18 protein-coding genes are annotated in these 17938 nt (G+C 73.4%); 8 read left to right on the plus strand and 10 right to left on the minus strand.

Annotated features, from left to right (window positions below; translation table 11 throughout):
* Positions 1–9 precede the first annotated feature (9 nt).
* Genes OG956_RS26125 through efeO form a run of 4 tightly spaced genes read right to left on the minus strand, consistent with a single transcriptional unit; the run spans position 10 to position 4212 of the window.
* The gene (locus OG956_RS26125; RefSeq protein WP_330340431.1) at positions 10–1002 is read right to left on the minus strand and encodes a hypothetical protein; all 993 of its coding nucleotides are present in this window, start codon (positions 1000–1002) and stop codon (positions 10–12) included.
* A complete protein-coding gene (efeU, locus tag OG956_RS26130) occupies positions 962–1834 on the minus strand; it encodes an iron uptake transporter permease EfeU (protein ID WP_330340432.1) in 873 nt (290 codons plus the stop codon). The genes OG956_RS26125 and efeU overlap by 41 nt, the downstream gene beginning before the upstream one ends.
* A gap of 3 nt (positions 1835–1837) precedes the next feature.
* Positions 1838–3073: an iron uptake transporter deferrochelatase/peroxidase subunit gene (gene efeB, locus OG956_RS26135; RefSeq protein WP_330340433.1), complete on the minus strand. Its 1236-nt coding sequence runs from the start codon at positions 3071–3073 to the stop codon at positions 1838–1840.
* 2 nt (positions 3074–3075) lie between these two features.
* Positions 3076–4212, minus strand: a complete 1137-nt coding sequence (efeO, locus tag OG956_RS26140) for an iron uptake system protein EfeO (protein ID WP_330340434.1) — start codon at positions 4210–4212, stop codon at positions 3076–3078.
* A 118-nt stretch (positions 4213–4330) separates the two neighbouring features.
* On the opposite strand from efeO, the gene OG956_RS26145 reads away from it, so the two are divergent.
* Both OG956_RS26145 and OG956_RS26150 read left to right on the plus strand, forming a co-directional pair.
* On the plus strand, positions 4331–5212 hold the full coding sequence (locus OG956_RS26145) for a hypothetical protein (protein WP_330340435.1): 882 nt from the start codon (positions 4331–4333) through the stop codon (positions 5210–5212).
* Positions 5205–5849 (plus strand): PhzF family phenazine biosynthesis protein, encoded by a 645-nt coding sequence (locus OG956_RS26150; protein ID WP_330340436.1) that lies wholly within the window; start codon positions 5205–5207, stop codon positions 5847–5849. The genes OG956_RS26145 and OG956_RS26150 overlap by 8 nt, the downstream gene beginning before the upstream one ends.
* Positions 5850–5885: 36 nt before the next feature.
* Here the strand turns inward: OG956_RS26150 and OG956_RS26155 are convergent, their stop codons facing one another.
* From OG956_RS26155 to map, 3 genes are all read right to left on the minus strand, one after another.
* A complete protein-coding gene (locus OG956_RS26155) occupies positions 5886–7031 on the minus strand; it encodes a PP2C family protein-serine/threonine phosphatase (protein ID WP_330340437.1) in 1146 nt (381 codons plus the stop codon).
* 58 nt (positions 7032–7089) lie between these two features.
* The gene (locus tag OG956_RS26160; protein ID WP_330340438.1) at positions 7090–7737 is read right to left on the minus strand and encodes a biliverdin-producing heme oxygenase; all 648 of its coding nucleotides are present in this window, start codon (positions 7735–7737) and stop codon (positions 7090–7092) included.
* A 103-nt stretch (positions 7738–7840) separates the two neighbouring features.
* Entirely contained in the window at positions 7841–8698 is an 858-nt protein-coding gene (gene map, locus OG956_RS26165; protein ID WP_330340439.1) for a type I methionyl aminopeptidase, read from the minus strand.
* Positions 8699–8756: 58 nt separating this feature from the next.
* Between map and OG956_RS26170 the strand changes: the two genes are divergently transcribed.
* Positions 8757–8990 carry a hypothetical protein gene (locus OG956_RS26170; RefSeq protein WP_330340440.1) on the plus strand — a complete coding sequence of 78 codons (234 nt, stop codon included), beginning with the start codon at positions 8757–8759 and terminating at the stop codon, positions 8988–8990.
* On the opposite strand, the gene OG956_RS26175 is transcribed toward OG956_RS26170, so the two are convergent.
* A complete protein-coding gene (locus OG956_RS26175; RefSeq protein WP_443065610.1) occupies positions 8991–10277 on the minus strand; it encodes an MFS transporter in 1287 nt (428 codons plus the stop codon). It lies immediately after the preceding gene.
* A 173-nt stretch (positions 10278–10450) separates the two neighbouring features.
* Positions 10451–11047, minus strand: a complete 597-nt coding sequence (locus OG956_RS26180) for a hypothetical protein (RefSeq protein ID WP_330340442.1) — start codon at positions 11045–11047, stop codon at positions 10451–10453.
* Positions 11048–11174: 127 nt separating this feature from the next.
* Here OG956_RS26180 and OG956_RS26185 point away from each other — a divergent pair, with 127 nt between their 5' ends.
* The 3 genes from OG956_RS26185 to OG956_RS26195 are packed head-to-tail and all read left to right on the plus strand — an operon-like array spanning position 11175 to position 13260.
* A complete protein-coding gene (locus tag OG956_RS26185) occupies positions 11175–12263 on the plus strand; it encodes a sialidase family protein (protein WP_330340443.1) in 1089 nt (362 codons plus the stop codon).
* Positions 12264–12299: 36 nt separating this feature from the next.
* The gene (npdG, locus tag OG956_RS26190) at positions 12300–13013 is read left to right on the plus strand and encodes an NADPH-dependent F420 reductase (protein ID WP_330340444.1); all 714 of its coding nucleotides are present in this window, start codon (positions 12300–12302) and stop codon (positions 13011–13013) included.
* A gap of 55 nt (positions 13014–13068) precedes the next feature.
* Entirely contained in the window at positions 13069–13260 is a 192-nt protein-coding gene (locus tag OG956_RS26195; protein ID WP_330340445.1) for a hypothetical protein, read from the plus strand.
* Here OG956_RS26195 and OG956_RS26200 read toward each other — a convergent pair.
* Entirely contained in the window at positions 13250–14050 is an 801-nt protein-coding gene (locus OG956_RS26200) for a site-2 protease family protein (RefSeq protein WP_330340446.1), read from the minus strand. The two genes, OG956_RS26195 and OG956_RS26200, sit on opposite strands and share 11 nt — an antisense overlap.
* Positions 14051–14164: 114 nt before the next feature.
* Here OG956_RS26200 and OG956_RS26205 point away from each other — a divergent pair, with 114 nt between their 5' ends.
* On the plus strand, positions 14165–14668 hold the full coding sequence (locus tag OG956_RS26205; protein WP_330340447.1) for a DUF6578 domain-containing protein: 504 nt from the start codon (positions 14165–14167) through the stop codon (positions 14666–14668).
* A gap of 14 nt (positions 14669–14682) precedes the next feature.
* Positions 14683–17937: a BTAD domain-containing putative transcriptional regulator gene (locus OG956_RS26210; RefSeq protein ID WP_330340448.1), complete on the plus strand. Its 3255-nt coding sequence runs from the start codon at positions 14683–14685 to the stop codon at positions 17935–17937.
* Position 17938: the final 1 nt, after the last annotated feature.

A 17938-nucleotide genomic window follows, 5' to 3' on the forward strand; every position in this document is an offset into this window, starting at 1 on the left:
CGGGCCGCTTCACCCGCCCTGTGCGGCGGTGAGCCCCGGCACCCTGCCCACGACCGACACCTTGCCGCTGCCCGCCGGATCGAGGGCGGCCTCCGCGGAGACGAACTCCAGGGTCAGGGACTGCTTCACCTCGCCCTTGGTCAGGGCCTGCACGTCCTTGTTCGGGACCGGCACGGTGGTGCCGGCGGCGGCCGTCTGCTTCTCGTAGTGGTGGGTGGTGAAGAACACCAGCGCGCCGCCGTCCGCCGTGCGCAGCGCCAGCGGCGCGTAGTCGCCGGCCGTCAGCGGCCGGTCGATGAACTGCGTGACGAGGCCGGGCTTGCGGGCCCGCTTGGCCCGGTTGGCGCGTTCGACGCTGGTGTACGTGCCGGCGGCGAAGGCCGTGCCGCCCTTCTTCAGGTACGCCGCGTAGTCCGCGCTCAACTTTCCGGGCGCGACGGCCAGTTGCGCGGAGCCGGCCGGTACCGCCTCGGCCCAGCCGTCCTTGTCCGTCGTGAACTCCGGTACGGCGCCGGGCGCCACCAGCGTGACGTACGCCACCCGCCAGCGCTGCCCGAGGCCGCCGCGGGTGAACACCATCAGCCAGCGTGCCTTGCCGGTCTTGTTGGCCCGGGCGTCGGCGAGGAACCACCGCGGCCAGCCGGCCTTCTTGGGGATGGTGATCCTGATGTCCGACAGTTTCAGCGGCACGTGGGCGGGGTTGCCGGAGGGGCTGTTGGCGTGGCCCGCCTTCAGGCGCGCGGCGGTGATGTCGCCGAACGGGCCGGTGAGATAGGGCGCGTCCAGGGAGTTGTCGTAGGCCTTGTCGGCCTTGTTGTACGCGGCCGTGAACGCGGTGACCGCCTTGGCGGCCTCGGCGCGGGTGGCGGCGGGCAGCACCACGCGCTCCCCGTGCACCACCACGCATCCGCTCGACGTCAGCGACAAAGCGGTCAGCGAGGCCGCTATGAGGGCGTACCTCTCACGCCTGCGGAGCCTGCGCGGGCTGCGATCCCTGCTCATCGGGTCCCTTCACCTTCCCCTTTCCGGAGGCGAACCCTACCGGGGCGAGGAAGACCGCGAGCGTCGGGACCAGGTACAGCAGCCACACCGTGACCTGGAGGACGGTCGGGTCGGGCTGGAAGTTGAACACGCCCTTGAGCAGGGTGCCGTACCAGCTGTCCGGCGGGACGGCGCCGCTGATGTCGAAGGCCAGACGCGTCAGGCCGGGCAGCAGGTCCGCCTCCTGCAGGTCGTGGAAGCCGTACGCCAGCACGCCCGCCGCGACCACGACCAGCATGCCGCCGGTCCAGGTGAAGAACTTCGCCAGGTTGATGCGCAGCGCGCCCCGGTAGAACAGCCAGCCCAGCAGGACCGCCGTGGCGAGACCCAGGGCCACGCCGATCAGGGGGCGCGGGGTGCCGTCGGAGGCCGCGTGCACCGACGCCCACACGAACAGCGCTGTCTCCAGGCCCTCGCGGCCGACGGCCAGGAAGGCGGTGGCGACCAGGGCGCCGGTGCCCATGGTGAGAGCCGCGTCCAGCTTGCCGTGCAGTTCGGACCGCAGGTGCCGGGCGGTGCGCCGCATCCAGAACACCATCCAGGTCACCAGCCCCACGGCGAGGACCGACAGCGAGCCGCCGAGCGCCTCCTGCGCCTCGAACGTCAGCTCCTGGGAGCCGAACTCGAGGGCGCAGCCGAAGCCCATCGCGATGGCGATCGCGATGCCGATGCCGGTCCAGATCGGCCTCAGGGCGTCCCTGCGGCCGGTCTTGACGAGGTAGGCGATCAGGATGCAGACGACCAGGGACGCCTCGAGTCCCTCGCGCAGGCCGATCAGGTAGTTGGAGAACACGGTCTAGGCCTCCTCGGAGAACAGCGTGCGGCCCCACCAGTCGCCGGAGTCCCGGACGCCGGGCGGTATCGCGAAGACCGCCGAACCCACGTGCTGGATGTATTCGTTGAGCGCGTCGTGCGCGGACAGCTTGCGCTGCAGCGGGATGAACCCGTGGCGCACGTCCCGCTGGTAGGCGAGGAAGAACAGGCCGGCGTCGAGGCGGCCGAGGCCGTCGGTGCCGTCCGTGAAGGAGTAGCCGCGGCGCAGGATGGTGATGCCGCCGTTGGCGTCCGGGTGCGCGAGCCGTACGTGCGCGGTCGGCTTCATCGCCTTCAGGAACGGCGCGTCGTGCTCCTTGGCCCTGCCGACGGGCGCGCCCTCGCGTTTGTCCCGCCCGAACACGTCCTCCTGCTCCTGCAGCGAGGTCCGGTCCCAGGTCTCGATGTTCATCCGGATGCGCCGGGCGACCAGGTACGACCCGCCGGTCATCCAGTCCGGACCGTCCCCGGCCCCGACCCACACGTGCTTGTCCAGCCGGTCGGTCTCGGTGCCCGCGATGTTGCGGGTGCCGTCCTTGAACCCGAACAGGTTGCGCGGGGTCTGGGCGTCCGGGGTGGTCGAGGAGGTCTTGCCGAAGCCGAGCTGGGACCAGCGCACGGCGACCTTGCCGAAGCCGATGCGGGCGAGGTTGCGGATGGCGTGCACGGCGACCTGCGGGTCGTCGGCGCAGGCCTGGATGCACAGGTCACCGCCGGTGCGGGCCTTGTCCAGGTTGTCGCCCGGGAACGCGGGCAGGTCGACCAGGGCCTCGGGCCGCCGGCCTCGCAGGCCGAACCGGTCGAAGAACGACGGCCCGAAGCCGATCGTCAGCGTCAGCCGGGACGGCTTGAGGCCCATCGCCTCGCCGGTGTCGTCCGGCGGCGCCTCCGCGAGCCCGCCGAAGGCGCCCTCGCCGACCGGCCTGCCCGCGGTCATCCGCCGGGCCGCCGCCGTCCAGTCCTTGAGCATCCGCACGAACGCGTCGCGGTCGTCGGTCTTCACGTCGAACGCGGCGAAGTGCAGCCGGTCCTGCACCGGGGTGGCGATACCGGCCTGGTGGACGCCGTGGAACTCCACCGCGCCGCCCGCGTCGGCGGCCGGGTCGACGTCGCCGGTCCTGGTCATCGCCACGGCCCCGCCGGCCCCGAGCGCGAGCCCGGCACCGCCCCAGCCGATCAGCGCGCGGCGCGACGGATTGCTGCCGCCCGTCTGCGTCATCGTCACTTCACCACCGCGGCGGCGAGCTTGGACAGCGGCTCGGCGAGCGCGTTCACCGCGTCCGAGAGTTCCTTGCGCTGGTCCTGGGTGACCTTGTCGTAGGAGACGAAGTCGTAACCGGACTTGTCCGTGCGGTACTTGTCGAGGAGCGCCATCAACGCGGCGAACTGCTTGTCGAGTTCCCGGGTCAGCGCCGGGTCGTTCTTCCGCGCGACCGGCTTCAGCAGCTCGTACGCCTTCTGGGCGCCCTCGACGTTGCCCTTGAAGTCGACGAGGTCGGTGTGCGCGTAGCGGTCCTCCTCGCCGGTGACCTTGCCGGTGGCGACCTCGTCCAGCAGCTCCTTGGCGCCGTTGGCCATGGAGGTCGGGGTGATCTCCGCCTTGCCGACCCGCTGCTGCCAGTCCTTCAGGTCGGTCACCAGCCGGTCGGCGAGCGCCTTCTCCTCGGCACCCGTCTTCCTGTCCTTCCACAGGGCCTTCTCCAGCCGGTGCCAGCCGGTCCACTTCTGGCCGTCCTCCAGGCCGTCCTCGCGCACGTCGACCTTCGGGTCGATGTCGCCGAAGGACTCGGCGACCGGTTCGGTGCGCTCCCAGCCGAGGCGGGAGAGGCCGTAGGCCTTCCTGGCGGCGTCGAGGTCGCCGGCCTTGACCGCCTCGGCGAAGGCCTCGGCCCGCGGCAGCGTCTGGTCGGCCTGGTCCTGGGCGTACTGCCGGTACGCGGCGACGGCCTTGTCCAGCTCGGGGTCGCGCTCGGCGGTGCTGCCGCCACCGGTGACGGTGAGCTTCTGGCGGACGCCGTGGCCCTTCATGCCCGGGCGGCAGGCGATCTCGTACGACCCGGCCTTCACCTCGGCGGTGAGCGTGTACCGGGTGCCCGGGCCGATGTTCTCCTTCTCGGAGACGATCCGGTCGTCCGGGAACAGGATCTCGACCTCGGTGGCCTTGGCGCCCTTGTTCTCGATCCGCAGCGTGACGTGGCCGGCCGGCACGGAGTTCGCGGAGGTGTCGCACTTCGCGTCCGCCGCGGTGACCTGGATGGCGTCACCGTCCTCGGCCTCGCTCTTCGCGGTGCACGCCGAGAGGGCGGTCAGAGCGGCCACCGTGGTGGCGGCGGCGACGGTCAGTCGGACGGCTCGCATGCGAACTCCTGGCGGATCTGGTGTGGTGAGGCTGCCCTAACTTACCTGAGGCTTACCTTACTCATGCCCTCCGGGGGTGGTGATTCAGATCTCAAAGCGCTCGTGGCAGGGTGGCCGGATGGGCAACGCACGCAGGGAACTCCTGGGAGACGGTGGTCTGGTGCTGGACGTGCGGGAGCGTCCGGGACCGCCGCCGCTCCGCTTCGAGGTGGCCGACGGCGGGCGGATGCTGCTGCGGCAGGGGGAGCGCGTCATACTGCTGGGCCGGGTGGAGGAGTGGAACCAGGGCGTGTACGTCAGCCGGTACGACGGCTACCGCCCACCGCTCCCGCCGATCCGCTCGGCACTGCTGCGGGACCCCGCCAACTGGGTCCACCTGTACGCCCGATGGCTGGAGGAGGCGCCTGAAGGCCCCCTGCACGACTCCCGCTGGCTCCTCGGAGTGCGTTTCACCTTCCCTCCGTACGTCTGGCACGGCGAGGACTTCGTGCGCGCGTGGCCCCACTGTCATCTCGACTGGTCCGCACACGGCTGGCACGGAGTGGTACCCCTGCGCCCGCTCTCGCCGGAGGATGCGCCTCGGGTGAAGGCCTACCGCAAGCACGTCCGGGACGGCACACTGGCGCCGGTGCTGCTGTGGTGGGTCACCGCCCTCGACGGGTGGCTGCTCCTCGACGGCCACGACCGGGCCGTGGCGGCGGTGGCGGAAGGGAGGACCCCACCCTGTGTGGTGCTCACCCGGGTGCCGGACGAGGAGGACTGGCGCCGCACCGCCGACCAGGTGACCGACGCGCACGAGGCACGGCTGCAACGGCTCGCCGCCCGCCCCGGCGCACCCGGTGCCGAGCGGCAGCGGGAGACCCTGCTGCGGGCCCATGTCGACACCCTGTCCACGCTGCCCCTCGAAACGGCGCGCACCCGCTCCTGGCCCCTGCCCGGCGGCGCCCCCGCCTGGGACGTGCTTGCGCGGGGGGCGGTGTTTCAATTCCCCTGTGACTGACTACGACGTACTCCGCGTCTTCTGCGGCCCGGACGGCGGTTACGGCAACGAACTCGGTGTCGTCCGCGACGGCTCGGCGCTGCCCGGGCAGAGCGGCCGGCAGCAGCTGGCGGCCGAACTCGGCTTCAGCGAGACCGTGTTCGTGGACGACCCCGAGCGCGGCGTGATCGACATCTACACCCCCACCCTGCGTCTGCCCTTCGCCGGTCACCCCTGCGTCGGCACCGCCTGGCTGCTCGACGTGCCCGAACTGGTCACGCCCGCCGGTGTCGTCGGCGCCCGGCTGGACGGCGAGTTCAGCTGGATCGAGGCCCGCGCGGAGTGGGCGCCGCCGCGCACCCTGCGGCAGTACGGCACGGCGGCCGAGGTCGACGCCCTCGACGTGCCGCCGCCGGGGGAGTGGATCTACGCCTGGGCCTGGGAGGACGAGGCGGCCGGCCGGATCAGGGCCCGCGCCTTCCCCGGCCGTAACGACGGCATCGACGAGGACGAGGCCACCGGCGCCGCCGCCCTCCTGCTCACCGACCGGCTCGGCCGCGCCCTGAACATCACCCAGGGCAGGGGCTCCCAGATCCTGACGGCGCCACAGCCGCACGGCTGGGTGGAGGTCGGGGGCCGGGTGCACCTGGAGCGCTGACCGGCCGTCTCCCCGCTCGTCCCGTACCCGCGGCTCTCAGCGGGGAGCGGGCTCCTCGTCTCGCTGTACGACCATCATGGCCATGTCGTCGTGGAGCGCGTCGCCCGCGTAGGCGCGCAGGTCGGCGACGATCTCGTGCAGCAGGGGGCGCGGCGCGTGGTCGGCCCACTTCGCGAGGCGTTCGGCGAGCGGGTAGAAGTCGCCCTGGTCGTCGCGGGTCTCGGTGACGCCGTCGGTGTAGAGCAGGATCCGGTCCCCTTCGTGGAAAGGGAAGGTCGTCGCCGTGTACGGGGTGTCGGACATCGAGCCCAGGCCGAGCGGCGGGGCGGTCTCGGCCACGCAGAGCGGCGTGGCGGTGCCGGCCGCGCGGGACAGCAGCAGCGGCGGCGGATGCCCGCAGCTGATCACGTGCGCCACGGGCTGGTCGTCCGGGATGTCCAGCACCACGGCGGTCACGAAACGCTCCTCGGTGTCCGGGCCGGTGCCCGAGAACTCGGTCAGGCCCCAGTGGACGGCGTCCTCCATATAGGCCACCAGCTCCGGCAGCGGAACGGGGCGGTGCGCGGCGGCGCGGAAGGCGCCCAGCACGATGGCCGTGTCGCTGATCGAGGCCAGGCCCTTGCCGCGGACGTCTCCGATGACCAGGCGCGTGGAGCCGGCGGTCCGGGCCGCGGCGTAGAGGTCGCCGCCGATGTAGGTGTCGGCCTCGGAGCTGTGGTACTCGCCGGCCAGGGTCAGCGGTCCGGCGCGGGTCGGGAGCGGACGCAGGACGACGCGCTGTGCGGTGTCGGAGACCATGCGCGCCCTGACCAGTTCCCGCGCGCGCCGGTCCCGCAGCAGCGTGAAGACGACGAGCAGCGTGCTCAGCGCCACGAGCGAGACCAGCTCGACCAGCACGTTCTCGGTGGCCAGCATGTGTCTTTCCACCCCGGCGGTGATCAGTGCGAGCACCGCGAGCGCGCCGACCAGGGCCGTGGGCCTGGGGCCGTAGCTCATGGCGGTCAGCGCGGTCGCCACGACCAGGAGATGGGCCAGGTGGATGTCCGGCGGCAGGAACGCGTCGGCGACGGGGATGGCGACGATCAGGAGCACCGGGACGGCCAGCCAGGGGAAGCGGGGTGAAGCCGGAGCCCACACGCGCGGGACCCACGTGGCCGATGTCTTCGTCGTCGCAGCGCTCACGCCGATGGGAACAGTATGGGCATAACCCTTATTTCCGGATTGACGGGATCGTGTGCCGTCAGGCGCTCAGCGCGAACTCGTCGCCCAGGGCCCGGAAGACCGCCGTGTTCAGGTCGAACGCCCGCCTGCACTCGGCCACCACCCGCCGGCGCTCCAGCTCGTCCGCCCGGATGCCGTCGAGCAGCTCCCGGTAGCCCCGCTTGAACGCGGCCGGGCCGGCGACGCCCTCGAAGACGTAGAAGCGGACGCCGTCGCCCTTCCTCGCGAAGCCCCAGGTCTTCTCCGCACGGTCGCGGATGACCTGTCCGCCGGACAGGTCGCCCAGGTAGCGGGTGTAGTGGTGGGCGACATAGCCGGCGGGCCAGTGCTCGGCGCAGGCGCGGACCCGGTCGGCGTACTCCCGCGTGGCCGGTACGGCGCTCAGGCCCGCCCGCCAGTCCGGGCCCCGCAGATGCGCCAGGTCCCGCTCCAGCGCCGCCAGCCGGACCAGCTCGGGCCGGATGAACGGCCCCGCCACCGGGTCGGCCGCCAGCCGCTCCGCGCCGCTCTCCAGCGCCTCGTACACGAACCACAGCTGCTCGGTGTAGCGCGCGTACGCCGCCACGCCCAGCCGGCCGCCGAGCAGGGCGTTCATGAACGCCGAGGTCTCCGCCGCCGCGTGCTGCTCGCGGGAAGCGGTGCGGATGAGGGTCGAGAAGGACTCCATGGGGCCGCCTCCGGGGCGTTTTGCCGACAAGTTGTCGGTAAAAGTGTAGGGGAGAAAGCCCGCCCTCGCAGAGAGCGGGCTTCGCGGGCGCGGCGGCCCGGCGCTACGGCAGGGTCAGGATGTCGGCGCCGGTCTCCGTCACCACCAGCGTGTGCTCGAACTGCGCCGTCCGCTTGCGGTCCTTCGTCACGACCGTCCAGCCGTCGTCCCACATGTCGTACTCGTGGGTGCCCAGCGTCAGCATCGGCTCGATCGTGAACGTCATGCCCGGCCGCATGACCGTCGTCGCGTGCGGGCTGTCGTAGTGCGGGATGATCAGGCCCGAGTGGAACGCCGTGCTGATGCCGTGCCCGGTGAAGTCGCGGACGACCCCGTAGCCGAAGCGCTTGGCGTACGACTCGATGACCCGGCCGATGACGTTGATCTGCCGCCCCGGCTTGACGGCCTTGATCGCGCGGTTGAGGGCCTCCCGGGTCCGCTCCACCAGCAGCCGGGACTCCTCGTCCACGTCGCCGACCAGATAGGTGGCGTTGTTGTCGCCGTGCACCCCGCCGATGTACGCCGTGACGTCCAGGTTGACGATGTCGCCGTCCCTGAGGACCGTCGAGTCCGGGATGCCGTGGCAGATGACCTCGTTGACCGACGTGCACAGCGACTTCGGAAAGCCGCGGTAGCCGAGCGTGGAGGGATAGGCGCCGTGGTCGCACATGTACTCGTGGGCGACCTTGTCCAGCTGGTCCGTGGTGACCCCCGGCGCGATGATCTTCGCGGCCTCCTCCATCGCCCGGGCGGCGATACGGCCGGCGATCCGCATCGCCTCGATGGTCTCCGGGGTCTGCACCTCGGGCCCGGTGTACGGCGCCGGCGCGGGCTTGCCGACGTACTCGGGGCGGCGGATGTTTCCGGGGACCGAACGGGTGGGGGACAGCTCCCCTGGTACGAGCAGCGACTGGCCAGACATGCCAGCGAGTCTATCCAGCGGGCGTGGGGGAATATGTCGATGGCGAGAGGAGCTGTCCATGCCCCTGTTCAAGAAGCGCACCGTCGGCAAGCCGGGCGAGTGGTACTACTGCCTGGAGCACAAGAAGGTCGAGGAGGGCCCGGAGTGCCCGGCCAAGGACCGCTTCGGGCCGTACGCCTCGCCCGAGGAGGCCCGGCGGGCCATGGAGACCGCCGCCGAGCGCAACCTGCAGTGGGAGAACGACCCCCGCTGGCACGACGCCCCGGCGGGCGGCAGCGGCGACGAGGAGTGATCACGCCTCGGCCGGTACGGCGGCGGCGCGGCGCTCGCGCATCCGCAGCGCGTGCTCGTTGGTCCGGGCGTCGTACGTCATGAGCCCCGGCAGGCAGAGCGCGAGCAGCCCCATGGCGCCCGCGCAGGCGAGCCCGCCGGAGACGACCGAGGTCCGCACGCCCGCCCAGGCCGCCATGCCGCCCGCCCGGACCTGGCCGAGCTGCGGGCCGACCGAGTAGGACAGCAGCTCGATCCCGGCGAGCCGGCCGCGCAGCTCGTCCGGGATCGTCTGGTTCCACATGGCCGACCGGAAGATCCCGCTGACCATGTCGAAGCCGCCGCCGGCGGTCAGGAACAGCAGGGCCGGCCAGACGTTCCCGCACACGCCGGCCGCCGCGACCGACAGGCCCCAGCCGGCGGCCGACAGCACCACCATCAGCCCGTGCCGGTGGATCCGCGACGTCCAGCCGCCGGTCAGGCTCACCAGCATCGCCCCGGCCGGGACGGCGGCGTACATCAGGCCCAGCGCCCAGTCGGCGTGCAGTTCGTCGGCGAGGAACGGCAGCACCGCGAGCGGCATGGCGAGGAACATCGCCGCGAGGTCGACGACGTAGGTGCCGAGGAGTTCCTTGCGGCTCCAGGCGTAGCGGGCGCCCTCCAGGATCGCGCCGAGCGACGGCTTGGAAGCTTCGTGCGAGGCGGGGGAGGGGGCGATCCGGACGATGTACGCCAGCGACACGGCGAAGGTCAGCAGGTCGGCGGCATACGCCCAGCCCAGCCCCGCGTAGGCGACGACCACGCCCGCGACGGCGGGGCCCGCGACGCCGCCGACGGTCCAGCGCAGGGAGTTCAGCGAGGCCGCGGCGGGCATGTCGTCGTGCGCGACGATCCGGGGCCACAGCGAGTCCAGCGCCGGGCGCTGGACGGAGACCAGGGCGGAGGAGAGGGCGGCGACCGCGTACAGCGGCCAGACCGCGGGGCGCGGGAGCAGGGCGTTGAGCAGCAGCGCGGCGCTCAGCAGCCCCTGGCCGGCCTCCGTCCACACGATGAGCCCGCGCTTGTCGAGCGCGTCGGCGAGGGCGCCGCCGTACAGGCCGCACACGATGAGCGGCAGCAGCTCCACGGCGCCGACCGCACCCACCGCCGCCGCGGAACCGGTGAGGTCCTTCAGCTGCACGGGGAGCGCGACGAAGGTCAGGAAGCTGCCGAAGTTGCTGATCAGGCCGGACTTCCACAGGCGCTGGAAGTCGGCGGAGGCCTTCCAGGGCGAGAGGTCGGGGAGGAGTGCGCGGGTCACTCCAGGCATGCTCGGCGCGGCGGGGCCACCGGGCAACCGGTTTTCCCCGCCCCCGCGTCTCCAGGGAGGCCGGGTTTCGCACCGCCGCGTCCCCAGGAGGCCGGTGTTCTCACCGCCGTGTCCCCAGAAGGCCGGTGTTCGCACCGGCGCGTCACCAAGAGGCCGGTGTTCCCGCCGGCGCGTCACCAGGAGGCCGGCGGAGGTGCCGTCAGGGCCTCCGCCAGCCGTGCCAGCCGGTCGCGGAAGCCCCGCCGGACCCTCGGAGAGCTCCCGTTCTCCCCGGCCGCCGCGCTGACCAGGTGCTGCACCGCGTCCAGGTCCAGCTCCGCGCCCTCGGGTACGGCCAGCGTGTCGTGGGCCATCGCCGCGAGGTCGCCGTCACCCGCGCCGAGGGCCAGCACGGTCACCCCGGCCCGCCGGGCCGCGTGCACCCGCTCGAGCAGCGGCGCGGGCTCCGAGGGGGCCACGACCAGCAGCGTCTCGCCCCGCCGCGCCGCCTCGATGCGCCCGGGGCCGACGGCCAGGTGAGCGGGGTCGCAGGGGCGGGCGTGATGCCGTACCAGGGTGGGAGCCAGCTCGGGCGTCCCGGACCACGCGGCCTCGTCCACCAGGTGCGCCGCCAGATGCCACGGCTCGTACTCCGGCGTGCCCACCAGCAGCAGTCCGCCGCCGTGCGCCACCACCGATCCGCGCAGCACGCCCGCGAATCTCCGGGTGGCCCCCAGCCACTCGGTCCCGGCGAGCACTTCCCGCAGCAGCGCGACCCGTACGGCGTCCATGGGCCCGCATCCTGCCGCAACGGGGCACCCGTGACCCGGAGTTCACCCGGAATTCGCCCGCTCCGGGGACAAGCACCGGTCACCGTGCGAACACCGCTCGCCCCTGCCGATTCCGAGGAGCCGCCCCATGACCGACGCCACCGTCACCGACGCCACCGTCCCCTTCCGCGCCGGACAGGAGGGCTACGCGAGCTTCCGGATCCCGGCGGTCGTGCGCACCGCCGGCGGCACCCTCCTCGCCTTCTGCGAGGGCCGCGTCGACTCCGCCGCCGACCACGGGCACATCGAGATCGTGCTCAAGCGGTCCACGGACGGCGGCCGCGGCTGGGGACCGCTCCAGGTCGCGGCGCGCAACGGGGAGGACCTCGCCGGCAACCCGGCCCCCGTCGTCCTCGACACCGGCCGGATCCTGCTCGTGCACGTCCGGGCCGCCGCCACCGCCACCGAGGCCGCCATCCTGCGCGGAGAGGTCGACGACGCCGACGGGCGGCGCGTGTGGGTGCAGCACAGCGACGACGAGGGCGTCACCTGGTCCGCGCCCAGGGAGATCACCGCACAGGTGAAGAAGCCCGGCTGGCGCTGGTACGCCACCACCCCCGGGCACGGCATCCAGCTCGCCGGCGGCCGGGTCCTCGTCCCCGGCAACCACACCGTGCCGCCCGCCGGCGCCGACACCGGCGCCGAGCCCCGGTACAACAGCGGCCACTGCCTGCTCAGCGACGACCGGGGGGAGTCCTGGTACCTCGGGTACCTGGACGAGAACACCGACGGGTACGTCAACGTCAACGAGACCACCGCCGCCGAACTCCCCGACGGCCGCGTCTACCTCAACACCCGCAACGACTCCCCCTCGCCCGGCAACCGCGCCGACGCCCACTCGCACGACGGCGGCAGGACCCTTCGCAAGCCGTTCCGCCCGCAGGCCGGCCTGACCGCGCCCGTCTGCCAGGCCTCCGTCCTCCAGCTCCGCGACCCCGACCTGCTGCTGTACTCCGGTCCGGCCGACCCCGCCCAGCGCGCCCTGATGTCGATCCGGGCCTCCGCCGACGGCGGCACCACCTGGCGCACGGCGTTCACCGTCGACGGGCTGCCCGCCGCCTACTCCGACCTGGTCCGCGTGGACGCGGACACCGTCGGAGTCCTCTACGAGACCGGCGACTTCGGCGCCTACGAGACGATCACCTTCCGCCGGGTCCCCGTGCGGCGGCTGACCTGAGCCGTGCCGTCCCCGTCACGGACGTAGAGTCGCCCCATGACCTCTACCGACAGCGCACAGACCCCCGCCAAGGTGCCCGCCAAGGACCCCTGGGACCTGCCCGACGTCTCCGGGTACGTCGTCGGCGTGCTCGGCGGCACCGGACCGCAGGGCAAGGGCCTCGCCTACCGGCTCGCCCGGGCCGGCCAGAAGGTGATCATCGGATCCCGCGCCGCCGAGCGCGCGCGGGCCGCCGCCGAGGAACTCGGCCACGGCGTCGAGGGCGCCGACAACGCCGAGACCGCGCGCCGCAGCGACATCGTGATCGTCGCCGTACCGTGGGAGGGACACGGCGACACGCTGAAGGTCCTGCGCGAGGAACTGGCCGGCAAGCTCGTCGTGGACTGCGTCAACCCGCTCGGCTTCGACAAGAAGGGCGCCTACGCGCTCAGGCCGGAGGAGGGCAGCGCCGCCGAGCAGGCCGCCGCGCTGCTGCCGGACTCCCGGGTCACCGCCGCCTTCCACCACCTGTCGGCCGTCCTCCTCCAGGACCCGGAGATCGAGCAGATCGACACCGATGTGATGGTGCTCGGCGAGGAGCGCGCCGACGTCGAGACCGTGCAGGCCCTCGCCGGGCGCATCCCCGGCATGCGCGGCATCTTCGCCGGGCGGCTGCGCAACGCCCACCAGGTCGAGTCGCTCGTCGCGAACCTGATCTCCGTCAACCGCCGCTACAAGGCACACGCCGGGCTCCGCATCACCGACGTCTGAGCGGATGGGGGACACTGTCCGTCGTAGCAGTGTCCCCCGCAAGGAGCCGACCCCCATGCCCCGCATCGCCCTGTACACCCTCGTCGTCTGCGTGCTGTCCGTGGCCGCCGCCGTCGTCTCCTTCCTCCAGGGCAGCTGGCTGGGGCTCGTCTGGGTGCTGCTGGCGGGCCTGACCTCCAACATGACCTGGTACTACGTCAAGCGCGGCCGGGCCGCCGCCGCGCGGGACACGTCCGTCACGGGCTGACCTGGCAGATCTCCGGCGTGCCCTGCCAGAAGCGGTACAGCTCCTGGCCGCAGTACCGCGGGAAGTCGCCCACGCCCAGGTGGCGCAGGACCGCGTCGACCACGTCGAAGAACGCGGTGTTCACCGACGGCAGCCACAGCAGCGCGAACACGAACAGCAGCCCGAACGGCGCGAACGGCTCCACCTGGCGCTTGACCTTGTACGACAACCAGGGCTCGATGACGCCGTAGCCGTCCAGGCCGGGCACCGGCAGGAAGTTCAGGATCGCCGCCGTCACCTGCAGCAGCGCCAGGAACGCCAGCGCGTACCGGAAGCCGGCGGGCACGCCGTCCAGCGCGTGCAGCCAGAACGGCGCCGTGCACACCGCCGCGAACAGCGCGTTCGTCAGCGGGCCCGCCGCCGAGACCAGGCTGTGCCGCCAGCGGCCCGGGATCCGGCCGCGCTCGATGAACACCGCGCCGCCGGGCAGACCGATCCCGCCCATGATCACGAAGAGCACCGGGAGCACGATGCTCAGCAGCGCGTGCGTGTACTTCAGCGGGTTCAGCGTGAGATAGCCCTTCGCGCCGACCGTGATGTCGCCGCTGTGCAGGGCCGTGCGCGCGTGCGCGTACTCGTGCAGGCACAGGGAGACGATCCAGGCCGCGGTCACGAACAGGAACACCGCGACGCCCGGCTGCGCCGCGGCTCCGGTCCAGGTGGCCCAGCCCGTCACCGCCGTCACGGCCAGGATGCCGACGAACACGGGACTGACCCGGCGGTCGCCGCGGCGGGTGGTGGCGGTGGTCATCGGCGGGCTCCTGTGCGGTCGGCGGTCGGAAGTGCGACCGTACCGGCCGCGCACTCCTCGGAGAAACGTCTCGCGCCCGCCGCCGGGTTCCGGGAACCTGGGGGAATGCCACGGATGAGGGTGTTCTACGAGGACTGGCAGATGGAGTGCTGCGGCACGCCGTTCGCCGTGGGCGACGAGGTGGCCTGGCGGCTGGTCGCCCACGACGCCGAGGACATCCGCCAGGGGTGGGGCTACGGCGCCGGGGCCCGGGTGGAGCACCACGGCGCGGGCCCGGACGACGACGACACGGACCGCGCGCGGACCACGGGCCGTGTGCACGCCATCGAGCTGGTGCGGCAGGAGCACCTGGCGTACACGGACCGGCGAGCCCTCGAGCGCCTGGACCGCGCTCAGGCGGGGGACGGCGGGAAGCCGGTCATCCTTCCGTCCCCGTACCAGATGGAGGCGGTGCCCGGCGCCCACACCCTCCAGGCCGTCGACCGCTGCCCCAAGTGGTTCGAGCGGGAGGAACCCGGCCGGAGCCCGGGCCCGCACCGCGTCCGCCACGCCGTCGGCGTCCTCGTCACCCTGGACGTCCCCGGCGGCACGCCGTCCCAGCCCTGTGACCCGCGCTGACCGCTCCGGAGACAATGGACCCCGTGCGTTACCGCCTGCTCGGCACCACCCAGGTACTCCGCCCCGACGGCACGGCCGTCCCGGTCGGCGGGGCGCGGCTGCGTGCCCTGCTGGGCGTGCTCGCGCTGCGCGCCGGACGGACCGTCCCCGTCGGCGTGCTCGTCGACGAGGTGTGGGGCGCCGATCCGCCCGCCGACGCCGCCGGGGCGCTCCAGGCGCTGGTCGGCCGGCTGCGCCGCGCCCTCGGCGCGGACGCCGTCGCCTCCGCCGAGGGCGGCTACCGGCTCACCGCCGCGCCCGACGACATCGACCTCACCCGCTTCGAGCGGCTGACCGCCGACGGCCTCGCCGCGCTCGCCGACGGCGACCCGGCCAAGGCCGCCGCCGTCCTGGACGACGCGCTCGCCCTGTGGCGCGGCCCCGCCCTCGCCGACCTGCCCGACCACCACGCCGAGGCCGCCCGCTGGGAGACCCGCCGGCTCGACGCGCTGCGCGCCCGGCACACCGCCGCCCTCGCCCTCGGCCACGCCGAGCAGGCGCTGCCCGAGCTGACCGCCCTGTGCGACGAGCATCCGCTGGACGAGCCGCTGCAGGCGCTCCGGCTGCGCGCCCTGCGCGACACCGGCCGCCCGGCGCAGGCGCTCGCCGCCTACGAGGACGTACGACGGCTGCTCGCGGACCGGCTCGGCTCCGACCCCGGCCCCGAACTGCGCGCCCTGCACGCCGGGCTGCTGACCGACGAGGCCCCGCAGCCGCCGCGGCAGGTGCTCGGCAACCTGCCCGCCCGGCTGACCTCCTTCGTCGGCCGGGAGAGCGACATCGACGCCATCGGCGCCGACCTCGCCACCGCCCGCCTGGTCACCCTGCTCGGGCCCGGCGGCGCCGGCAAGACCCGGCTGTCCCAGGAGGCCGCCGAGGCGTTACGGCACACCGTCCGCGACGGCGTGTGGCTGGCCGAGCTGGCCCCCGTGGACGACCCCGAGGCCGTGCCGCAGGCCGTGCTCACCGCCATCGGCGCCCGCGAGACCGTGCTGCACGGCGCCGGCGCCGAGAGCATGCGCGCGGTCGCCGACCGGCCCGACGACCCGCTCGAGAGGATCGTGGAGCACTGCGCCCGCCGCCGGATGCTGATCGTCCTCGACAACTGCGAGCACGTGATCGAGGCCGCCGCCCGCCTCACCGAGCGCCTGCTGGCCCGCTGCCCGCACCTGACCGTCCTCGCCACCAGCCGGGAACCCCTCGGCGTGCCGGGGGAGCGGGTGCGCCCGGTGGAGCCGCTGCCGGAGCCGGTCGCGCTCAGACTGCTCGCCGACCGGGGAGCCGCCGCCCGGCCCGGCTTCCGCATCGAGGACGACCCCGAGGCGTGCGCCGAGATCTGCCGGCGGCTGGACGGACTCCCGCTGGCGATCGAGCTGGCGGCGGCCCGGCTGCGGATGCTCACCCCGCGCCAGATAGCCGACCGGCTGGACGACCGCTTCCGGCTGCTCACCTCCGGCAGCCGCACCGTGCTGCCCCGCCAGCAGACCCTGCGGGCCGTCGTCGACTGGTCCTGGGAGCTGCTGGACGCCGCCGAACGGGACGTCCTCGCCCGGCTGTCCGTGTTCGCCGGCGGCTGCGACCTCGCCGCCGCCGAGGCCGTCTGCGGCCCGGCCGCCCTGGAGGCGCTGGGTTCCCTGGTCGACAAGTCCCTGGTGGTGGCCGCCCCTTCGGCCGACGGCCAGATGCGCTACCGGCTGCTGGAGACCGTCGCCGAGTACGCCGGCGAACGCCTCGACGAGACCGGGCGGCGCGCCGAGGCCGAGCGCGCCCACCTGACGTACTACCGCGAACTCGCCCGCACCACCGACCGGTTGCTGCATGGCCCCGGGCAGCGGGCCGCCATCGACCGGTTCGAGACGGAGTACGAGAACCTGCGCACCGCCCTGCGGCACGCCGTCGCCGCCCGCGACGAGCAGGAGGGGCTGTGCCTGGTGCTGTCCCTGGCGTCCTTCTGGCAGATGCGCGACCAGCGCATCGAGACCCGCGGCTGGTGCGAGGAGGTCATGGCGCTCGGACCCGACCCCTTCGCCGAACCGCTGCGGCCCGCCCGGCCGGTGTGGCGGCCGTGCACCGAGACCCCGCCCCCGTACACCGGGGAGGTCCTCGCCGAGGCCCGGCGCGGCGTCCACCTCGCCCACCTCGCCTGCATGGACCACGACCTGTCCGCCTGGCAGACGCCCGAGGCGCAGGCGAAACTGCGCGCCATCGCCCGCGCCTACGAGCCCGGGATGCCGCAGACCTGCCGGGTCCCCGGCCTGCTGTGGTTCTACGCCGTCATGCTGACCGGCGGCGCCGAGCGGATGTGGACGGTCATCGACGCCTGCGTCCGGACCAGCCGCGACACCCCCGGCTACGAGTGGGAACTGGCCGTGACGTTGCAGATGCGCGCCAACCTCCTCGCCAACCGCGCCGCCTGGGCCGGCAACGCCGCCGAGGACGCCGAGGAGGCGCTGGAGATCTTCCGCCGCCTCGGGGACGCCTGGGGCACCGCCGAGGCGCTCTCCGCCCGCGGCGAGGCACATGAACGCCAGGGCGCCTACCACGAGGCCGCCGCCGACTACCGCGCGGCCATCGAGCACGCCGAACTCCTCGGCGCCCGCGGCCAGATCGCCATCCTCCGCGCCCGCCTCGGCGCCGTGCTCATGGAGGTCGGGGAGATGGAGCGCGGCGAGCGGCTGCTCAGGGACGTCATCGCGAGCCAGGACGGCTCCCTCAACGAGGCGATGCCCGCCGCCCGGCTCTTCCTCGCCTGCTGGCTGGGCCTGACCGGCCGCGTGGCCGAAGCGCGGGAGCAACTGGTCCTGCTGCGCGAGGAGTTCAGGATCGCGCACTTCGTCGTCTTCGACTCCATGCTGCTCACGCAGGAGGCCTGGCTGGACGCCCTCGACGGCCGGGCCGAGGAAGCGCTCGAGCGGTGCCGGCGGGCGCTGAGCCTGGCTCGCGACCCGCTGACCCAGACCATCGCCCCGCACCTGGAGTCGATCTGCCTCAACAGCGCGGCGATGGCCCTCGCCGGCCTCGACGGCGGCAGCCGCGCCGCCGACGCCGCCCGCTGCCTGGGCGCCGCCGACGCGCTGCTGCCGACCGGGCACATCCTGTCCGGCGTCGAGCGCCGCTGCCACGACCTGACGGAGGAGCGGATCCGGCAGGTGCTGGACGAGCCCGCCTTCCGGGCCGCGTACGCCGAGGGCGGTGGCCTCTCCCTCGCGGAGGCCACCGCCCTCGTCTGAG

The sequence above is a fragment of the Streptomyces sp. NBC_00557 genome (genome assembly GCF_036345995.1).
In the GTDB taxonomy this organism is placed as follows: Bacteria; Actinomycetota; Actinomycetes; order Streptomycetales; family Streptomycetaceae; genus Streptomyces.